The organism is Alistipes sp. An116 (assembly GCF_002161005.1).
Classification (GTDB): Bacteria; Bacteroidota; Bacteroidia; order Bacteroidales; family Rikenellaceae; genus Alistipes; species Alistipes megaguti.
Map to the genome: position 1 here is coordinate 176,494 of NZ_NFLR01000001.1, position 16,639 is coordinate 193,132.

The 16,639-nt window shown below is 62.7% G+C and carries 14 protein-coding genes; 9 read left to right on the plus strand and 5 right to left on the minus strand.

Annotated elements, in window-relative coordinates:
• Nucleotides 1-5: 5 nt before the first annotated feature.
• The 6 genes from B5E60_RS00690 to uxuA all read left to right on the plus strand — a co-directional run bounded on the left by B5E60_RS00690 (nucleotide 6) and on the right by uxuA (nucleotide 6,966).
• Nucleotides 6-1,007, plus strand: a complete 1,002-nt coding sequence (locus tag B5E60_RS00690; protein WP_087308962.1) for a PhoH family protein — start codon at nucleotides 6-8, stop codon at nucleotides 1,005-1,007.
• A 12-nt stretch (nucleotides 1,008-1,019) separates the two neighbouring features.
• Nucleotides 1,020-2,477, plus strand: a complete 1,458-nt coding sequence (locus B5E60_RS00695; RefSeq protein ID WP_087308963.1) for an aminoacyl-histidine dipeptidase — start codon at nucleotides 1,020-1,022, stop codon at nucleotides 2,475-2,477.
• A 7-nt stretch (nucleotides 2,478-2,484) separates the two neighbouring features.
• Nucleotides 2,485-3,450 carry a diacylglycerol/lipid kinase family protein gene (locus B5E60_RS00700; RefSeq protein WP_087308964.1) on the plus strand — a complete coding sequence of 322 codons (966 nt, stop codon included), beginning with the start codon at nucleotides 2,485-2,487 and terminating at the stop codon, nucleotides 3,448-3,450.
• Nucleotides 3,451-3,800: 350 nt separating this feature from the next.
• Complete coding sequence (locus tag B5E60_RS00705) at nucleotides 3,801-4,886, plus strand: LacI family DNA-binding transcriptional regulator (RefSeq protein WP_087309080.1); 1,086 nt, start codon at nucleotides 3,801-3,803, stop codon at nucleotides 4,884-4,886.
• 7 nt (nucleotides 4,887-4,893) lie between these two features.
• A complete protein-coding gene (locus tag B5E60_RS00710) occupies nucleotides 4,894-5,706 on the plus strand; it encodes an SDR family oxidoreductase (RefSeq protein ID WP_087308965.1) in 813 nt (270 codons plus the stop codon).
• 81 nt (nucleotides 5,707-5,787) lie between these two features.
• The gene (gene uxuA, locus B5E60_RS00715; RefSeq protein WP_087308966.1) at nucleotides 5,788-6,966 is read left to right on the plus strand and encodes a mannonate dehydratase; all 1,179 of its coding nucleotides are present in this window, start codon (nucleotides 5,788-5,790) and stop codon (nucleotides 6,964-6,966) included.
• Between the two features lie 72 nt (nucleotides 6,967-7,038).
• On the opposite strand, the gene B5E60_RS00720 is transcribed toward uxuA, so the two are convergent.
• On the minus strand, nucleotides 7,039-7,689 hold the full coding sequence (locus B5E60_RS00720) for a hypothetical protein (RefSeq protein ID WP_087308967.1): 651 nt from the start codon (nucleotides 7,687-7,689) through the stop codon (nucleotides 7,039-7,041).
• 86 nt (nucleotides 7,690-7,775) lie between these two features.
• On the opposite strand from B5E60_RS00720, the gene B5E60_RS00725 reads away from it, so the two are divergent.
• Both B5E60_RS00725 and B5E60_RS00730 read left to right on the plus strand, forming a co-directional pair.
• Nucleotides 7,776-8,336, plus strand: coding sequence for a Crp/Fnr family transcriptional regulator (locus B5E60_RS00725; protein WP_087308968.1), 561 nt, complete (start codon nucleotides 7,776-7,778; stop codon nucleotides 8,334-8,336).
• A gap of 62 nt (nucleotides 8,337-8,398) precedes the next feature.
• Entirely contained in the window at nucleotides 8,399-9,115 is a 717-nt protein-coding gene (locus B5E60_RS00730) for an SDR family NAD(P)-dependent oxidoreductase (protein WP_087308969.1), read from the plus strand.
• A 517-nt stretch (nucleotides 9,116-9,632) separates the two neighbouring features.
• Here the strand turns inward: B5E60_RS00730 and B5E60_RS00740 are convergent.
• From B5E60_RS00740 to ychF, 4 genes are all read right to left on the minus strand, one after another.
• Complete coding sequence (locus B5E60_RS00740; RefSeq protein ID WP_087308970.1) at nucleotides 9,633-10,688, minus strand: aldose epimerase family protein; 1,056 nt, start codon at nucleotides 10,686-10,688, stop codon at nucleotides 9,633-9,635.
• A gap of 102 nt (nucleotides 10,689-10,790) precedes the next feature.
• The gene (gltX, locus tag B5E60_RS00745; RefSeq protein WP_087309081.1) at nucleotides 10,791-12,326 is read right to left on the minus strand and encodes a glutamate--tRNA ligase; all 1,536 of its coding nucleotides are present in this window, start codon (nucleotides 12,324-12,326) and stop codon (nucleotides 10,791-10,793) included.
• 100 nt (nucleotides 12,327-12,426) lie between these two features.
• Nucleotides 12,427-13,155: an SIMPL domain-containing protein gene (locus B5E60_RS00750; protein WP_087309082.1), complete on the minus strand. Its 729-nt coding sequence runs from the start codon at nucleotides 13,153-13,155 to the stop codon at nucleotides 12,427-12,429.
• Between the two features lie 234 nt (nucleotides 13,156-13,389).
• A complete protein-coding gene (gene ychF / locus B5E60_RS00755; protein WP_087309083.1) occupies nucleotides 13,390-14,490 on the minus strand; it encodes a redox-regulated ATPase YchF in 1,101 nt (366 codons plus the stop codon).
• 252 nt (nucleotides 14,491-14,742) lie between these two features.
• On the opposite strand from ychF, the gene B5E60_RS13895 reads away from it, so the two are divergent.
• Nucleotides 14,743-16,638 carry a hypothetical protein gene (locus tag B5E60_RS13895; protein WP_087308971.1) on the plus strand — a complete coding sequence of 632 codons (1,896 nt, stop codon included), beginning with the start codon at nucleotides 14,743-14,745 and terminating at the stop codon, nucleotides 16,636-16,638.
• The last annotated feature ends 1 nt before the right edge of the window (nucleotide 16,639 follow it).

The following is a 16,639-nucleotide window of genomic DNA, read 5'->3' on the forward strand; positions in this document are numbered from 1 at the left end:
GGCCTATGACGGAGACAGTCGGTAAGGAGATACTCATCGAAGGGGTCGATCCGCGGGAGCTCTACGGCCCGCAGGACGCCTATCTGGATCAGATCAAGTCGCTGCATCCGGCGCTGAAGATCGTGGCGCGGGGGTCGTCGCTCAAGGTGCTGGGCCCGGAGGCCGAGACGCGCCGCTTTGCCAAACGCATCGACGCGCTGGTGGCCTATTACCTCAAGTACGGTCATATCTCGTCGCAGGTCATCGACCAGTGCTTCTCGGGGGCCTCGCTCCAGGAGGAGGGGCCCGTGGACAAGGATGTGATCGTCTACGGCAACAACGGCAACATTGTCCGGGCGCGGACCGTGAACCAGCAGCGGCTGGTCAAGCTCTATGATAAGGACGATCTGCTGTTTGCCGTGGGGCCTGCGGGTTCGGGCAAGACCTATACGGCCATAGCGCTGGCCGTGCGGGCCCTGAAGGAGCGGCAGGTGCGGCGCATCATCCTGACGCGTCCGGCCGTCGAGGCGGGCGAGAAGCTGGGCTTCCTGCCGGGCGACATGAAGGAGAAGCTGGACCCCTATCTGCAGCCGCTGTACGATGCGCTGAACGACATGATCCCGCCCGCCAAACTGCAGAAGTACCTCGAGGAGGGGACCGTTCAGATCGCGCCGCTGGCCTACATGCGTGGCCGTACGCTGGATAACGCCTTCGTCATTCTGGACGAGGCGCAGAACACCACCCTGTCGCAGATCAAGATGTTTCTGACACGCATGGGGCGCAACGCGCGCTTCATTGTCACGGGCGACGTGACGCAGGTCGACCTTCCGAAGAAGTCGGACAGCGGACTGGTGCGTGCGATGGAGATCCTGCGCGGTGTCGATGGAATCGGCATCGTGGAGTTTGACAAACGCGACATCGTGCGCCACCCGCTGGTCAAGTACATCGTCGAGGCCTTCGACCGCAAGGCGGCCGCCGAGTCCGACGAACACGAAACGAATAATCATTCAAAAACCAAAAACGAATAAATCCCGAAAACTATGGATCGCAATCTGACGGCACTGAAGCCGACACTGGTCTGGAAACATTTCGCGGAGATCGTCCGCATCCCGCGCCCCTCGTCGCACGAGGAGCAGATCCGCCGCTACGTGCTTGACACGGCGCACAAACTGGGCCTGGAGGCTCACGAGGACGAGGCGCACAACGTCTACGTGCGCAAGGCGGCCACGCCGGGCTGGGAGAACCGCAAGGGGGTCGTTCTGCAGGCCCATCTGGACATGGTTCCGCAGAAGAACAACGACAAGGTCTTCGACTTCACGAAGGATCCGATCGACGCCTATATCGACGGTGAGTGGGTGACGGCTGACGGCACGACGCTCGGGGCCGACGACGGCATCGGCGTGGCCGCGATTCTGGCCGTGCTCGAGGACGATACGCTGCAGCACGGACCGCTCGAGGCGCTTTTTACGGCCACGGAGGAGACCGGCATGGACGGTGCCTTCGGACTGAAGGGCGGACTGCTGCAGGGCGACATCCTGCTCAACCTCGATTCGGAGACCGAGGGCGAACTCTACGTGGGGTGCGCCGGCGGACTGGACGCCAACATGCTCTTCGACTACGCCGAGGTGCCGACCCCGGCGGAGGGCTACTCGGCCGTGAAGGTGACGGTCAAGGGGCTCAAGGGCGGCCACTCGGGCATCCAGATCGTCTGCCAGCGGGCGAATGCCAACAAGGTGCTGTTCCGCTTCCTGAACGAGGCTCCGTGCGAGGTGCTGCTGGCGTCGGTCGACGGCGGCGGGCTGCGCAACGCCATTCCGCGTGAGGCCGAGGCGACGGTGCTCGTCCCGGCCGAGGAGCTGGGGACCTTCACCGAGGCGCTGGCCGCCTACCGGGAGGTCATTGTGGCCGAATATGCCGGCATCGAGGATTCGATCGAGATGTTAGCCGAGGAGTGCGGACGTCCGGCCGGCATGATGCCTGCGAAGACGGCCGATGCGCTGGTACGTGCCGTGGTGGCCTGTCCGGACGGCGTGCAGAAGATGTCGAAGGCGATGGAGGGGCTGGTTCAGACTTCGACGAACCTGGCCCGCGTGGTTTCGGACGGCCGCACGGTGAAGCTGCAGTGCCTGCTGCGCAGTTCGGTGCGCAGCGAGAAGCGCGCCCTGGGCGAGGCCATCGAGGCGCTGTTTGCCCTGGCCGGCGCACAGACCGAGCTGACGGGCGAGTACGACGGCTGGAATCCCGACATGTCGTCGCCGATCCTGAAGGCGATGACCGCCTCCTACGAGCGTCTCTTCGGTCGGAAACCCCACGTGACGGCCATCCACGCCGGACTGGAGTGCGGCATCATCGGCAGCAACTATCCGGGTCTGGACATGATCTCGTTCGGTCCGACGATCTGCTATCCCCACTCGCCGGACGAGAAGGTGGAGATCGCCTCGGTCGTGAAGTTCTACGACTTCCTGACCGACACGCTGCGTCACATCCCCGAAAAGTAGCGTCGAGGTGGCCGTACAGTCCGACAAGTGGTTCGTGATCGTCAATCCCGTGGCCGGCGGCGGCCGCGGGCTCGATCACTTTCCGCAGATCTCGAAGCTGCTGCGCGATGCGCATATCGTCTGCGAACCGGTCTTCACGGAGCACAAGTTCCACGCCACGGAGCTGACCGTGACGGCCGTGCGCGAGGGCTACCGGCGGATCATCGCCGTCGGTGGCGACGGTACGCTGCATGAGGTGGTCAACGGCCTCTTCATCCAGCAGACGGTGTGTCCGGACGAGGTGCTGCTGGCCGTCGTTGCCGTCGGTACGGGCAACGACTGGGTGCGTACGTTCGGCATCTCGAACCGCTATCAGGATGCCGTGCGGGCGATCAGCGCCGGGTGTTCGTTCCTGCAGGACGTCGGGGTGGTTTCGTACGAGGAGGCCCACTACCGCCAGAGCCGCTACATGGCCAATGTGGCCGGCGTAGGATTCGACGCCCACGTCGTGCGCAAGCTCTCCCACCTGAAGAAGAAGGGCCACAAGAGCCGCTGGCGCTATACGTGGTGCGTGGTGAAGAACTTCTTCCGCTACAAGTCGACGGGCATCAAGGTGTGGGTCGACGACCGTCTGGTTTACAACAACCTGCTGCTGTCGGCGGCCGTGGGCATCTGCAAGTTCAACGGCGGCGGCATGCAGCCCCTTCCGGCGGCCATTGCCGACGACGGCATTCTGGACCTTTCGCTCATCCGCCCGATCCACTTCTGGCATGTGCTCTTCCGCTTCCACTACCTCTTCAACGGCGGGATCTACCGCATCCGCCACATCCTTCAGGAGCGGGGCAGCCACATCCGCATCGAGTCGTCGCCCGAGGTCTCGGTCGAGATCGACGGCGAACCGCTGGGCCATACGCCGCTCGAGTTCTCGATCCTCCACCGGGCCATCCGCATCGTCGTGTCGCCCGACTTCCCGGGGTTGAAGCATCCGGCGTAGCTTCATCCAAGGCTTCGGTGCGGCTCGCGACCGGCCTTCCGGAGGGTGGGACCATCGGGATGCCTGGCACCTGAGGCGGCATCGACCCTTTTGGCTCCGTCCATGAAATCCGACCTGCGGGTCGGATTTTTTTGCTCAAAATCATAAGTGTGTGCGCACACACTTGCGATTTTCGAAAAAAGTACCTACTTTTGTCGGACCGCGGATCCCAAGATCCGAAGCACACGATCATGCAGCGAGAACACGAAGATATCCCCTCGGAGAGAGACGCGTCGCCGACGAAGACGCGGCCGGCCGCCCCGACCCCTTCGGAACGGGACCGCTCCGGGGCGAGGACGTCGGACGCAACGATGAAGCCGGCCGGGGATGGCGGAGCCGTGGCGACGGTGCGGATCGTCGACATCGCCCGGATGGCGGGCGTATCGACGGCAACGGTCGACCGCGTGATCCACAACCGCGGCAAGGTCTCGGCCGGGAATCTGGCCCGGATCCGGGAGGTGCTCGAACGGGTCGACTACCGTCCGAATCTGATTGCGCGTTCGCTGGCTTCGGGACGTCGGTACGCGGTGGCCGTGGTGATGCCCCGTTTTGCCGAGGGCGATTACTGGGCCGACTTCGAGGCGGGCATCGCCCGGGCCGAGGCCGAGGCGCGGCGTTACAACGTTGAGGTGCACCGCTTTTATTTCGATCAGTACGACCGGACGTCGTTCGATGCGCTGCTCGAACGGCTGCGGGCGGAGTCCTTCGACGGTGTGCTTCTGGCCACGCTCTTTGCCGAGCGGGTCATTCCCTTTGCCGGGGAGCTCGACCGGCGGGAGATTCCCTATGTCTTTGTCGATTCCGATCTGCCGGAGTGCCACCGGCTGGCTTACTACGGCACCTCGTCGTTCGATGCCGGGGTGGTGGCGGCGCGTCTGCTTTTCGAGCGGCTGGATCCCGGGGCCGACATTGTCGTGGGACGGATTCTCCATCACGGAGACGGCGGCTCGAACCAGTGCCGCGAGCGTGAGCGTGGTTTTCGGGACTATCTTGCGCGCCACGATTTTCGCGGAACCCTGCACCATGTGTCGCTGCGTCTGGACGACGGGGCGCACAATGCCCGCATGCTCGACGAACTGTTTGACTGCCACCGATCGATTGCCGGCGCCGTGACCTTCAATTCGACCTGCTACATTCTGGGCGGCTACCTGGCAGCCCGGCAGCGTACCGACGTGCGGCTGGTGGGCTACGATGTGATCGCCCGCAACCGGCGGATGCTCGAGGAGGGGGTGGTCACCGCCCTGGTGGCCCAACGCCCCGGGATGCAGGGTTATTGCGGGGTGATGGCGTTGTGCGGATGGCTGGTCGAGGGGCGTCGTCCGGCGGCGGTCAACAACCTGCCGATCGACATTCTGCTGCGCGAGAATATTTCGTACTATGCCAACAATATCAATTGAACCGATCATGAAAAATCTTTTTGACATTCGCGACCGTGTGGTTGTCGTGACGGGCGGAGCCGGTATTCTGGGCCGTTCGATCTGTGCCTACCTGGCCGGGCAAGGGGCGAAAGTCGTCGTGCTGGACCGCGACGAGAAGGCCGGCTCGGAGCTGGTGTCGTCGATCCGCGGGAAGGGCGGTGAGGCGCTGTTTCTGACCACCGACGTGCTGAACCGCGAGGCGCTCGAGGCCAATCGCGACGCCATTCTGAAGGCCTACGACCACATTGACGTGTTGCTGAACGCCGCCGGCGGCAACATGGGCGGAGCCACGATCGCTCCCGACAAGTCGTTCCTCGACCTGGAGGTCGACGCCTTCAGGAAGGTGGTGGATCTGAACCTCTTCGGCACGGTGCTTCCGACGACGGTCTTCGGCGAGGCGATGACGGCCCGCCGGAAGGGTGTCATCGTCAACTTCTGCTCCGAGTCGGCGCTTCGTCCGCTGACGCGCGTGGTGGGCTACGGCGCCGCCAAGGCCGCCATTGCCAACTATACGAAGTACATGGCCGCCGAACTGGCCATGAAGTTCAGCCCCGAGATGCGCGTGAACGCCATCGTTCCGGGCTTCCTGCTGACGAACCAGAACCGCACGCTGCTGACCAACCCCGACGGCTCGTATACCGACCGCGCGCGGACGATCATCGCCCATACGCCGGCGGGCCGCTTTGCCGAACCCGAGGAGCTGCTCGGCACGATCCACTACCTGATCAGCGACGCATCGTCGTTTGTGACCGGCGCGCTGGCCGTTGTCGACGGCGGCTTCGACGCCTTCTCGATCTGAAACACGAATCCCGGAGGAGCCCTTGCCGGCCGTATCGGTCCGGAAGCCGCGACAGGCGGGCCCTCCCCAAATCCAGAAAACATGTATCTTTGCAAACAGTCGTGGCGTTGGTACGGGCCGAATGATCCCGTCAGCCTCGCCGATATCCGTCAGGCCGGAGCTACCGATATCGTCCATGCCCTGCATCACATTCCCAACGGCGAGGTGTGGCCCGTCGAGGAGATCCGCCGCCGTCAGCAGCTGATTGCCGATGCCGGTCTCACGTGGTCCGTCGTGGAGAGCATCCCGGTCCACGAGCACATCAAGACCCGCACGGGCAACTTCCAGCCCTATATCGAGAACTACAAGCAGTCGATCCGCAACCTGGCTGCGTGCGGCATCCACGTCATCACCTACAACTTCATGCCGGTGTTGGACTGGACGCGCACGAACCTGGCCTACGAACTGCCCGACGGATCGCGTGCCCTGCGCTTCGAGCGGGCGGCCTACGTGGCCTTCGACCTCTTCATCCTGAAGCGTCCCGGAGCCGAAAAGGAGTACACCGAGGAGGAGTGTGCCGCGGCCCGGGCGCGTTACGAACGGATGGATGCCGCCGAGATCGAACTCCTGACGCGCAACATGATTGCCGGACTGCCGGGTTCGGAGGAGAGCTTCACGCTGGAGCAGTTCCAGCATGAACTCGACCGCTACAGGGGGGTGACGGCCGAGGTGCTGCGCGAGCATCTGATCGCCTTCCTGCGCGAGGTGACGCCCGTGGCCGACGAGGTGGAATCGGTGCTGGCCATCCATCCGGACGATCCGCCGTTCCCGATTCTCGGCCTTCCGCGCATCCTCTCCACGGAGGAGGATTTTCGGAAGTTGGTCGAGGCCGTTCCGAACGCCTCGAACGGACTGTGCCTCTGCACGGGTTCGCTGGGCGTCTCGCCGAAGAACGACCTGCCGGGGATGATGCGCCGCTGGGGCGACCGCGTGAACTTTGTCCACCTGCGTTCGACGCAGCGTGATGCCGAGGGCAACTTCTACGAGGCGAACCACCTCGAAGGCGACGTGCCGATGTACGAGGTGATGAAGGCGCTGCTCGAGGTCGAACAGCGCCGCCGGATCTCGATCCCGATGCGTCCGGACCACGGCCACCAGATGATCGACGACCTGCACAAGCGGACCAATCCGGGTTATTCGTGCCTGGGCCGCCTGCGCGGACTGGCCGAGTTGCGCGGACTGGAGATGGGCATTGCCCGATCGCTCTTCGCCGACCGGTAGCCACGGGCGGGATACCTGCAAAAGGGGGCTTCCGAGATGCCTCGGAAGCCCCTTTTTGTATGAGCGGAGCCGTTACCGGGCGTTGTCGGACGAGGTTGTTGCGACGGGCTGAGCCGAGGTTGCGGATGCCCCGGCGGCGGGCGTGACGGGCGTAACGGTCTCGGTGATGTCGATCTCGGTCACCTCCCAGTTGAAGAGATCGTTGGCGCACAGGCTCTCCAACTGACTGATCTGCGAGAGGTCGGTCGTGTCGGCCAGAATGGCGTTGAAGAACTGCCCTATCGAGGAGTAGGTGTTGTTGACCTTTGTGGCCAGACAGTTGTAGAAGGCCTTGAGCTGGTCGTGGTCGAGCCCCTGGGGCAGAATTCCCTGAGCCACGAGGACGTTGTAGGGGAAGATGTGGCGCATGTTGCGGGCATCGGCGTTGAGTTCGTCGACGATTTCGGTCACGACGACCATGTCGACCGTATCGTCGACGCCCTCCATCTGGATAAACTCCACGTAGACGGGGTAGGCATTTTCGAGCGTTCCGGCGACCGCGTCGGAGAAGAGCCCGAATTCGGCATCGGTCAGGTCGTCGAGGTAGACCATCTGGCGATACGAGCGCAGGGCTTCGCGCATGGCCTTTCGCTGTTCGTGGTTCCATTGGCGCTGTTTGGAGCACCCGGAGAATCCTGCGGCCACGAGGGCCAGCAGAGTCAGAGAGAGGAGCAGTCTTTTCATGTTTGTTCCGATTAAAGGTTTGATTGTTTCGATTTACCGGCCGTAAGAGCAATCCGTGTGCCAAAAAAATCGTATCTTGCCCTCCGATGGATTTCAATCATTACATAACGGTTGCGGAATTTGCACCGCTGGCCGAACTCTTCCGGACGGAGGGCCACAGCCGACTCTTTCTTCCGGGAGAGCTTCTGGCCCGGCAGGACGAACACAACCCTTGTTGCGGGCTGGTCGAGAGCGGTGCCTTCCGTTACGTGCATCTGACAGCCGAAGGGGATGCCCCGGTGGTAGGGTATTCCTTTTCGGAGGAGTTTGTCGGCGACTATATTTCGATGAGCAATGGTCAGCGGTCGTGGGTCGGGATCGAGGCCATGTGCGAAAGCCGGGTGTGGTGTCTTGACTACGGGCGTCTGGCCTCCTTTTACGCGGCGGATGCGGCCCACGAGCGGTTGGGGCGCCGACTGGCCGAACATCTGCTGGCCGAGGTCTACGAACGGCTGTTGCAATGTTACGTCACCTCGCCGCAGGAGCGCTATGAGGCTCTGCTGCGCCGCTGTCCCGATCTGTTGAATCTTGTCTCCCTCAAGGAACTGGCCTCCTATCTGCGGGTTCGTCCCGAGACCCTGAGCCGTATCCGTCGCCGCATCCGGTGACCGCCCGCATTTCTTGATTTCGATCAGCTCCCTCTCCGGCAGCCTTTTCTATCTTTGCCCGCATGAAACAGGTTGTCATTATCGGGGCCACGTCCGGGATCGGACGGGGCCTTGCCGAACGGCTTGCGGCCGCCGGATGGCGGGTCGGGGCCGTCGGGCGTCGCGGGGCCTTGCTTCGTGAACTGGCTGAGGGTGCTCCCGCGAATATCTTGTATGCCGAGGCCGATGTCACGCATCCGGCGGAGTGTCTACAGGCGTTGTCGGAGTTGGTCGAACGACTGGGCGGGATGGATCTTTGTGTCGTCTGCTCGGGGACGGGCGAATTGAATCCGTCGCTGGATTTCGCCCTCGAGAAGCCGGCCATCGAGACCAACGTGCGCGGTTGGACGGCTGTGGTCGACTGGGCCTACCGCCGGTTCGAAAGCTGCGGTAAGGGGTGCCTTGCGGTTGTCACGTCGGTGGGCGGATTGCGCGGAAACGGCGCGGCTCCGGCCTATAACGCTTCGAAGGCCTATCAGATCAACTATGCCGAGGGGTTGCGCCAACGGGCGGCAAAGACCGCTTCGGGCGTTCGGGTGGTGGACCTCCGTCCGGGACTGGTCGATACGGCGATGGCTCGCGGCGAGGGGCTCTTTTGGGTGATGCCCGTCGATCGGGTGGTGGATCAGATGCTGCGGGCCCTGTTCCGCGGGCGGCGAGTGGCGGTTGTGACCCGTCGCTGGCGACTGGTGGCCTGGCTGCTGCGGTGGTTGCCCGAGTCGTTGTATCTCAAATTGTAGACGGGAACATGAACGGATGGATGCAGGCAGCCGGAGGGCTGCTTCTCGTTGCTTTTTTCGTGCATTCGTTTGCCGGCAACCGGTTCTATTCTCGGCCCGTCCCGATCGGGACAGCATCCGGGCCTGCGATGCGTGGCTGATGGGGCGTTGCGGTATGCAGATGATCGGAGTGGATCTGTTGATGGCATCCGGTTTTCTGTTGGCGTCAGGAAGTGGAGTGCTTCCTCGTTTCAGGGCTCTGGAGTTGTTTCTCGCATTGATTTATGGCGGGTGGACGCTGGGGTGGCTTCTGTCACTGGTTATCGAGAGGTCGTCGGCGCGTCACTATCTGCGATTGTGTCAATGGATGCTTTTTCTCGCGGTTGCCGCTTTGATCGGAATTGGACTTTTCCGCTGATCTGCACTCTTTCCATGCGAAGAGGGGCGGAATTTGCATTCCGTCCCTCTTCTTATTCGGTTCCCTTTACTTGGGACATCTTTTTCAGGGTTTTTTTCCCCCCCCCTTGTCGGCCCCGCGTCAGCAGGTGCCGAAGCGGAAGACGATCTTCTGGCAGTAGAGCTCGCCCGGGTGAAGCAGCGGCGAGGGGAACTCCGGATGGTTCACCGCATCGGGGTAGTTCTGGCACTCCATCGCCACACCGGCATAATCCTCGTAACGGCCTCCTGACTTGGTCTCGGGGCAGCCGCCCGAGAGCCAGTTGCCCGTATAGATCATCACGCTGGGCTGTGAAGTGAGCACCGTCACCGTGCGTCCCGATTTCGGTTCGCGCAGCGTTCCGACCTCACCCAGGATATCGGGCTTCCAGCCGTCGATGACGAACGGGTGGTCGTAGCCGCGGAAGTCGCGGATGTGGTTGAACTCCGAGTCGATGCCCGGGCGGAACGAGCGGAACTCGCGGAAATCCTGCGGCGTCCCCTCGACGTCGAGCAGCCGGCCCGTCGGGATCTGGCGCTCGTTCATCTCCAGCACCTTCGAGCAGTTCAGACGCAGCTCGTGGTCCAGCACCGAGCCGCTCGACTCGCCCGCCAGATTGAAGTAGACGTGGTTCGTCAGATTGACGACGGTCGTCTGCGTCGTCTTGGCCTTGTAGGTGATCTCCAGGGCGTTGTCGTCGTCGAAGTCGAAGACCGCCTCGACATACAGCTCGCCGGGGTAGCCCTGGTCGCCGTCCTCCGACGTGAGTGCCATCACCACGCGGTTGGTCTCCACGCGGCTCTCCCAGACGCGGTTGGCGAAGTTCTTCGTCCCGCCGTGGAGGTGGTTCACGCCGTTGTTGATCTCCAGGTGGTACTCCTTGCCCTCGACCGTCATGCGGCCGTAGGCGATGCGGTTGGCGCAGCGGCCGACACTCTTGCCGGCGGCCGCACCGTCGAAGAAGTAGCCTTCGGGGTGTTTGTACCCCAGCACGACGTCGGCCATGCGGCCTTCGCGGTCGGGCATCTTCACGGAGACGATGGCCGCTCCGAAGTTCGAGAGCTGCACCTCGGCCCCGCGGTCGTTGCGCAGCGTATAGAGGATGATCGCCTCACCCTCGGGGGTCATGCCCCATACGTTCTGTTCAATATTGACCATCTTTTCATGCAGTTTTAAGCGGTTTCAGTTTCATTTGGCCGGCCGGTTCCATTCAGCATGGCTTTGTTCCGTCCGGTCTGCCCTGCCCCCCCCCTCGGATTGCTACTCGACCGGGGGCAGCACCTCGAGGATGCGGTCGATGCGGCGCAGACACTCCTCCTTGCCGATGAACGACGTGACGTCGTACATGCCGGGGCCTTTGCCGGCGCCCACCAGTGCCAGACGCAGCGTGTTCATCACCTGGCCCATGGCGTATCCCTTCTCTTCGATCCAGGCGTGGACGATGCGCTCGGTGTTTTCGAGCGAGAAGTCGTCGATCGAGGCCAGCACCTCGCGCACCTCGCGCAGGATGGCCGGGTTCTGTCCTTTCCAGTACTTGCGGGTCTGCTTCTCCTCGTACTGGGTCGGCGCCACGAAGAAGAACGACGTCAGGTCCCACAGATCGGTGATGAACGTGGCGCGCTCCTTCATGATGCCGGCGGCACGTCCGGCCACCTCGTCCGAGACTTCAATGCCGTGCTCGCGCAGGATGGGCTGATAGAGAACGGCCAGTTCGGCGTCCGTCTTGTGGTGCATGTACTGGGCGTTGAACCACTTGGCCTTGTCGGGCTGGAAGCGGGCTCCGGATTTCGAGACGCGTTCGAGCGAGAAGCTGTCGATCAGCTCCTGCATCGAGAAGATCTCCTGCTCGGTGCCGGGGTTCCAACCGAGCAGCGCCAGCATGTTGATGAAGGCCTCGGGGAAGTAGCCGTCCTCGCGGTATCCGCGGGCGGTTTCGCCCGTTGTGGGCGACTTCCAGAAGAGCGGGAAGACGGGGAATCCCATCTTGTCGCCGTCGCGCTTCGAGAGCTTGCCGCCGCCCGTGGGCTTGAGCAGCAGCGGCAGGTGGGCGAAGGCGGGCTGCGTGGCCTCCCAGCCGAAGGCCTTGTAGAGCAGGTAGTGCAGCGGCAGCGAGGGAAGCCACTCTTCGCCGCGGATGACGTGCGAAACCTCCATCAGGTGGTCGTCGACGATGTTGGCCAGGTGGTAGGTGGGCAGCGCATCGGCCGACTTGTAGAGTACCTTGTCGTCCAACGTCGAGGTGTTGACTTCGACATGGCCGCGGATCAGGTCGTCCATCTCGACCAGTTGGTTTTCGGGCATCTTGAAGCGGATGACCCACTGGTCGCCGCGGTCGATGCGGGCCCGAACCTCCTCGGCCGGGAGGGCCAGCGAGGTGGCCAGTTTTTCGCGGACCTGATAGTTGTAGGCGAAAGCCTCGCCGCGGGCCTCGGCCTCATGGCGCAGGCGGTCGAGCTCCTCGGCCGTATCGAAGGCGTAGTAGGCCCAGCCCGACTCGACGAGCTGCAGGGCGTATTTGAGGTAGATTTCGCGGCGTTCGCTCTGGCGGTAGGGGGCGTGGGGGCCGCCGACGCCGACACCCTCGTCAATCTGGATGCCGCACCATTTGAGCGACTCCAGGATATACTCCTCGGCACCGGGAACGAAGCGTTGCGAATCGGTATCCTCGATGCGGAGGATCATCGTGCCCTTGTGCTGACGGGCGAAGAGGTAGTTGTACAGAGCCGTGCGGACGCCTCCGATGTGGAGCGGCCCGGTGGGGCTGGGTGCGAAGCGCACCCGAACAGGTCTTTCCATGGACATTTATGTTTTTTGTCGTTTTATCTCTTTTCGCGGAGGTTTGTGGCTGGCCGGTTTGTTCTTCCGGCAGCGCCCCCCCTCCTCTTGAGGGCCCCGGTTATTTCACGCGGTATTCGATGCGCATGGTGATGCGGGCCTTCTTCTGGCGGCTTGCGGTGTTGAACGAACCGCCGGCCGAGAACTCCTCGTTGGTATTGGCGCCGGTGATCTGGAAGACGCCCATGCGGGCCGAGGCCACGCGGCCGATCTTCGTGCCGGCGTTGACGGCGATCTTTTCGGCGCGCATCCGGGCGTCGGCCGAAGCGGTCTCGATCAGCCCCATCTTCACGTCGTCGAGCTTCGTGTAGTAGTAGTCCGGGGCGTAGGCTTCGATCGAGACGCCCTGGGCGATGAGCGAGGAGATCTCGCGCGAAATGGTCTCGACGCGCTCCACGTCACGCGACTCGACGGTGAAGCGCTGCCGCAGCTGGTAGCATTTGAAGCGCTGCCCGGCCCAGTTCCCGTTGGCGTTGTAGACCGGTTCGAACTGCTTGTCGACGTTGACGAACTCGAAGACCACGGCATCGACCGGCAGCCCCTTCTCTTCGAGGTATTTCTGCACTTTGGCCTTGCTCTGTTCGATCTGGGCGTATCCGGCGGCGACCTGCTGGGCTTCGGCCGTGAGGGTGGCCGACCAGACGATCAGGTCCGACGTGAACTCCGTTTCGCCGAGGCCCGTCACGACGATCGTGTCCTGCGAGCGATACTTGTAGGTGTAGGCGCGGGCGAGCACGGCGGCGCAAATGATGGCCGCGATGCCCAGAAGGAGGTACTTTGCGTTTTTCATGGTCAACAGTTTTTTAGGTTTTCCGTTGTCTTTGGGGCGCATCCCGAATTTTCGACGTGCGCCGGGTTTGCTTTTGGTGCCTTGGCGGGGTGGTCTCTTCTTGCTGTGTGGTCTGGAGCCGGCTTGTCTGCGCGGGTCGTTAATTGCTTCTCAGCGGGACTTCGGCCCCATCACTGCGGATGCCTGCCTCGTCTCAGCGGGCCTTCGGCCCCATCACCACCCCCCCCCGCTCGGTCAGACGTTGAAGAGGAAGTGCATGATGTCGCCGTCCTGCACGACGTAGTCCTTGCCCTCGATGCCGATCTTGCCGGCGTCGCGGCAGGCCTTCTCCGACCCGAGCGTGACGTAGTCGTCGTACTTGATGACCTCGGCACGGATGAATCCCTTCTCGAAGTCGGTGTGGATGATACCGGCCGTCTGGGGGGCCTTCATGCCGCGGGAGTAGGTCCAGGCGCGGGTTTCGTCGGCTCCGGTGGTGAAGAACGTTTCGAGATTGAGCAATTTGTAGGCCGCTTTGATCAGCCGGGCCACACCCGACTCCTCCAGCCCCAGATCCTCGAGGAACATCTGCCGTTCGTCGTAGCTCTCGAGTTCGGCGATGTCGGCCTCGGTGGCGGCGGCGATGATGAGCATCCCGGCCTTTTCGTCGGCAATGGCCTTCCGTACGGCCTCGGTGTAGGCGTTGCCCGTTGCGGCGCTCTTTTCGTCGACGTTGCAGACGTAGAGCACGGGTTTGTCAGTCAGCAGGTTGAGGTCGGCAACGAGCTTGCGGTCCTCCTTGTCGAGCTCCACGGTGCGGGCGCTCTTGCCCTGCTCGAGCACCGACTTGTACTGCAGCAGCAGTTCGACGGCGCGTTTGGCGTTCTTGTCGCCGCCCGAGGTGGCCTGCTTCTGGGTCTTGGCCAGCCGGTTCTCGACCGTCTCGAGGTCCTTCAGCTGGAGCTCCGTGTCGATGATGTCCTTGTCGCGCACCGGGTCGATCGAACCGTCGACGTGGGTGATGTTTCCGTTGTCGAAGCAGCGCAGCACGTGGATGATTGCGTTCGTGTTGCGGATATTTCCGAGGAACTTGTTGCCCAGGCCTTCGCCCTTCGAGGCGCCCTTGACCAGACCGGCGATGTCGACGATCTCGATGGTGGTGGGGATGACCCGTTTGGGGTGGTCTATTTCGGCCAGGCGGATCAGCCGCTGATCGGGCACGGTGATGACGCCGACGTTGGGTTCGATGGTGCAGAAGGGGAAGTTGGCAGCCTGAGCCTTTGCGTTGGACAGGCAGTTGAAAAGCGTCGATTTGCCCACGTTCGGCAGACCGACGATGCCGCATTGTAATGCCATGTATTTCGAATTTTTTTGTTCGCAGCGCAAAGATACGAAAAGTCGGGGGCAAAAAGACAACTTTGCCGGCAATTTTTACCCCGTGCGGTCTATTTTCCGCTGCGGGTTTGCGCTGCGGACCGGAAAATGGTCGGCAAGGCTCCTCCTGTGCATGCGAGAGGCCTCCGGGCGGGCTTTGTGGAAAATTATCGCCGTGATTTTTTGCCGAACGGCGGTTTATGCGTATCTTTGAAGGTCTAAAATAAACGGACGATGGATTGGAAAACAATGCAAACCGATCTGCAGCGACTCGCCGCATTGATCGACGGGTGGTCGCAGACGGATCAGATACCGGATGTGGAGCGGGATCTGGCTCTGCAGAAGTTGCGCGACCTCTACGAAGCGATCCGTTTTGCCGGGCCCGGAGCCGTGCAGGCGAAGGAGGTCTCCGCCGAGGCGGTGCCCGAAGTGCCGGAAGAGGAGCTTCCCGAATCGCTTGATTTGGGGGCGGTTCTTTCCCTGGACGGCTTTCCCGATCTGGGGGAGCCCGAAGGACCCATCTATGCGGAACCCTCGGCACCGTTCGACGCTGAAGTTGGGCCGGGGCCTGCCGAACCGGAAAAGGCCGAACCGGGGCCTGCCGAGACTGTAGAAGAGCAGTCGGTGGAGCCTGCTGAGACACAGCTTGCCGAACCGGAAACGACCGAGCCGACCGAACCGCAGACCGCCGAACTCACTGAACCCGCTGCATCGACTCCGGTTGAATCCGTTGAACTGCAGCCAGCCGAATCCTCCGCATCGACACCGACCGAGTCTGTTGAAGAACAGCCGGTGGAGCCTGCTGAGACACAGCCAGCCGAACCGGAAACGGCAGAGCCGGCCGAACCGGCAGAGCCGGCCGAACCGCAGACCGCCGAACTCACTGAACCCGTTGCATCGACTCCGGTTGAATCCGTTGAACTGCAGCCTGCCGAATCTTCCGCATCGGCACCGACCGAGTCTGTTGAAGAACAGCCGGCGGAGTCTGTTGAGACACAGTCAGCCGAATCGGAAACGGCCGAGCCGGAAATGGCTGAGACTGTAGAAGAGCAGTCGGTGGAGCCTGCTGAGACACAGCCAGCCGAACCGGAAACGGCCGAGCCGGAGACCCCCGAATCGGTGACACTCGAACCGGATGCTCCGGAGGCGTCCGTTACGCTGGATTCGTCCCGGAGTGCCGAACCTGCCGCCGCGAAATCGCACCATGCCGCTTCACCTACGCTTTTCGGGATGGAGGATGAGGAGACGGTCCGCCACCGTCACAAACAGCGGGTCATCATGTCGCTCTACGGGCCTTCGCCCGAACCGGAACGGCCTGCCGTATCGGGTCGTCGCCCGTCGCCGACGCCGGGTGCGTTCTCTCCGGCCTCATCCACGTCGACCGACGTCTCGCAACCCTTCGAGATCATCGAGGTTGAGCGCGGCTCCGAAGCCTTTACCGAAAAAACAGCGTCGAAACAGACGGATGAAGGCCCGACAACCGCCGAGCCGCACGCTGCACCTGCCCGGGCCGACCAGCCTTCCGAAGAAGTGTCGGAGAAGACGTCAGCTCCGGCCCCGGTTGAATCGGCTACGGTGTCGACTGCCCGGACGGCATCGGCCGAACCCGAATCCGAACCTGAACCCGAATTCGAAGCCGAACCCGAGCTCGAACCTGAACCCGAATCAGAACTCGAATCCGAATCAGTTCCGACCGCACCGACCCCCGCACCGGAACCCGAATCGAAGCCGAGGACATCGGCCTTTGATCCCGCCTTCGACGACACCGATCGCCGGACGGAGGGCGGAATGCCGATTGCGTCGGCCGGTGCGGTACTGGGCGAGGTGATCAACCCCCGCGTGCAGACGCTGGCCGATACGATTGTGCCGCCGCGTGACATGGCATCGGAGATCCTTCACAACGAACCGATCACGGATCTTCGTCAGGCCATTGGTCTGAACGACAAGTTCCTGTTGATCCGCGACCTGTTCGGCGGTGACGGTGCGGCCTTCGAGCGTGCGATCGAGACGCTCAACGGCTTCGACGACCTCGACGACTGCATGATCTTCATTGCCGAGCATTACGCCTGGAACCCCAATTCCGACGGCGCCAAACTCCTGATGGAGCTTCTCGAACGCAAATTCGCTTGAC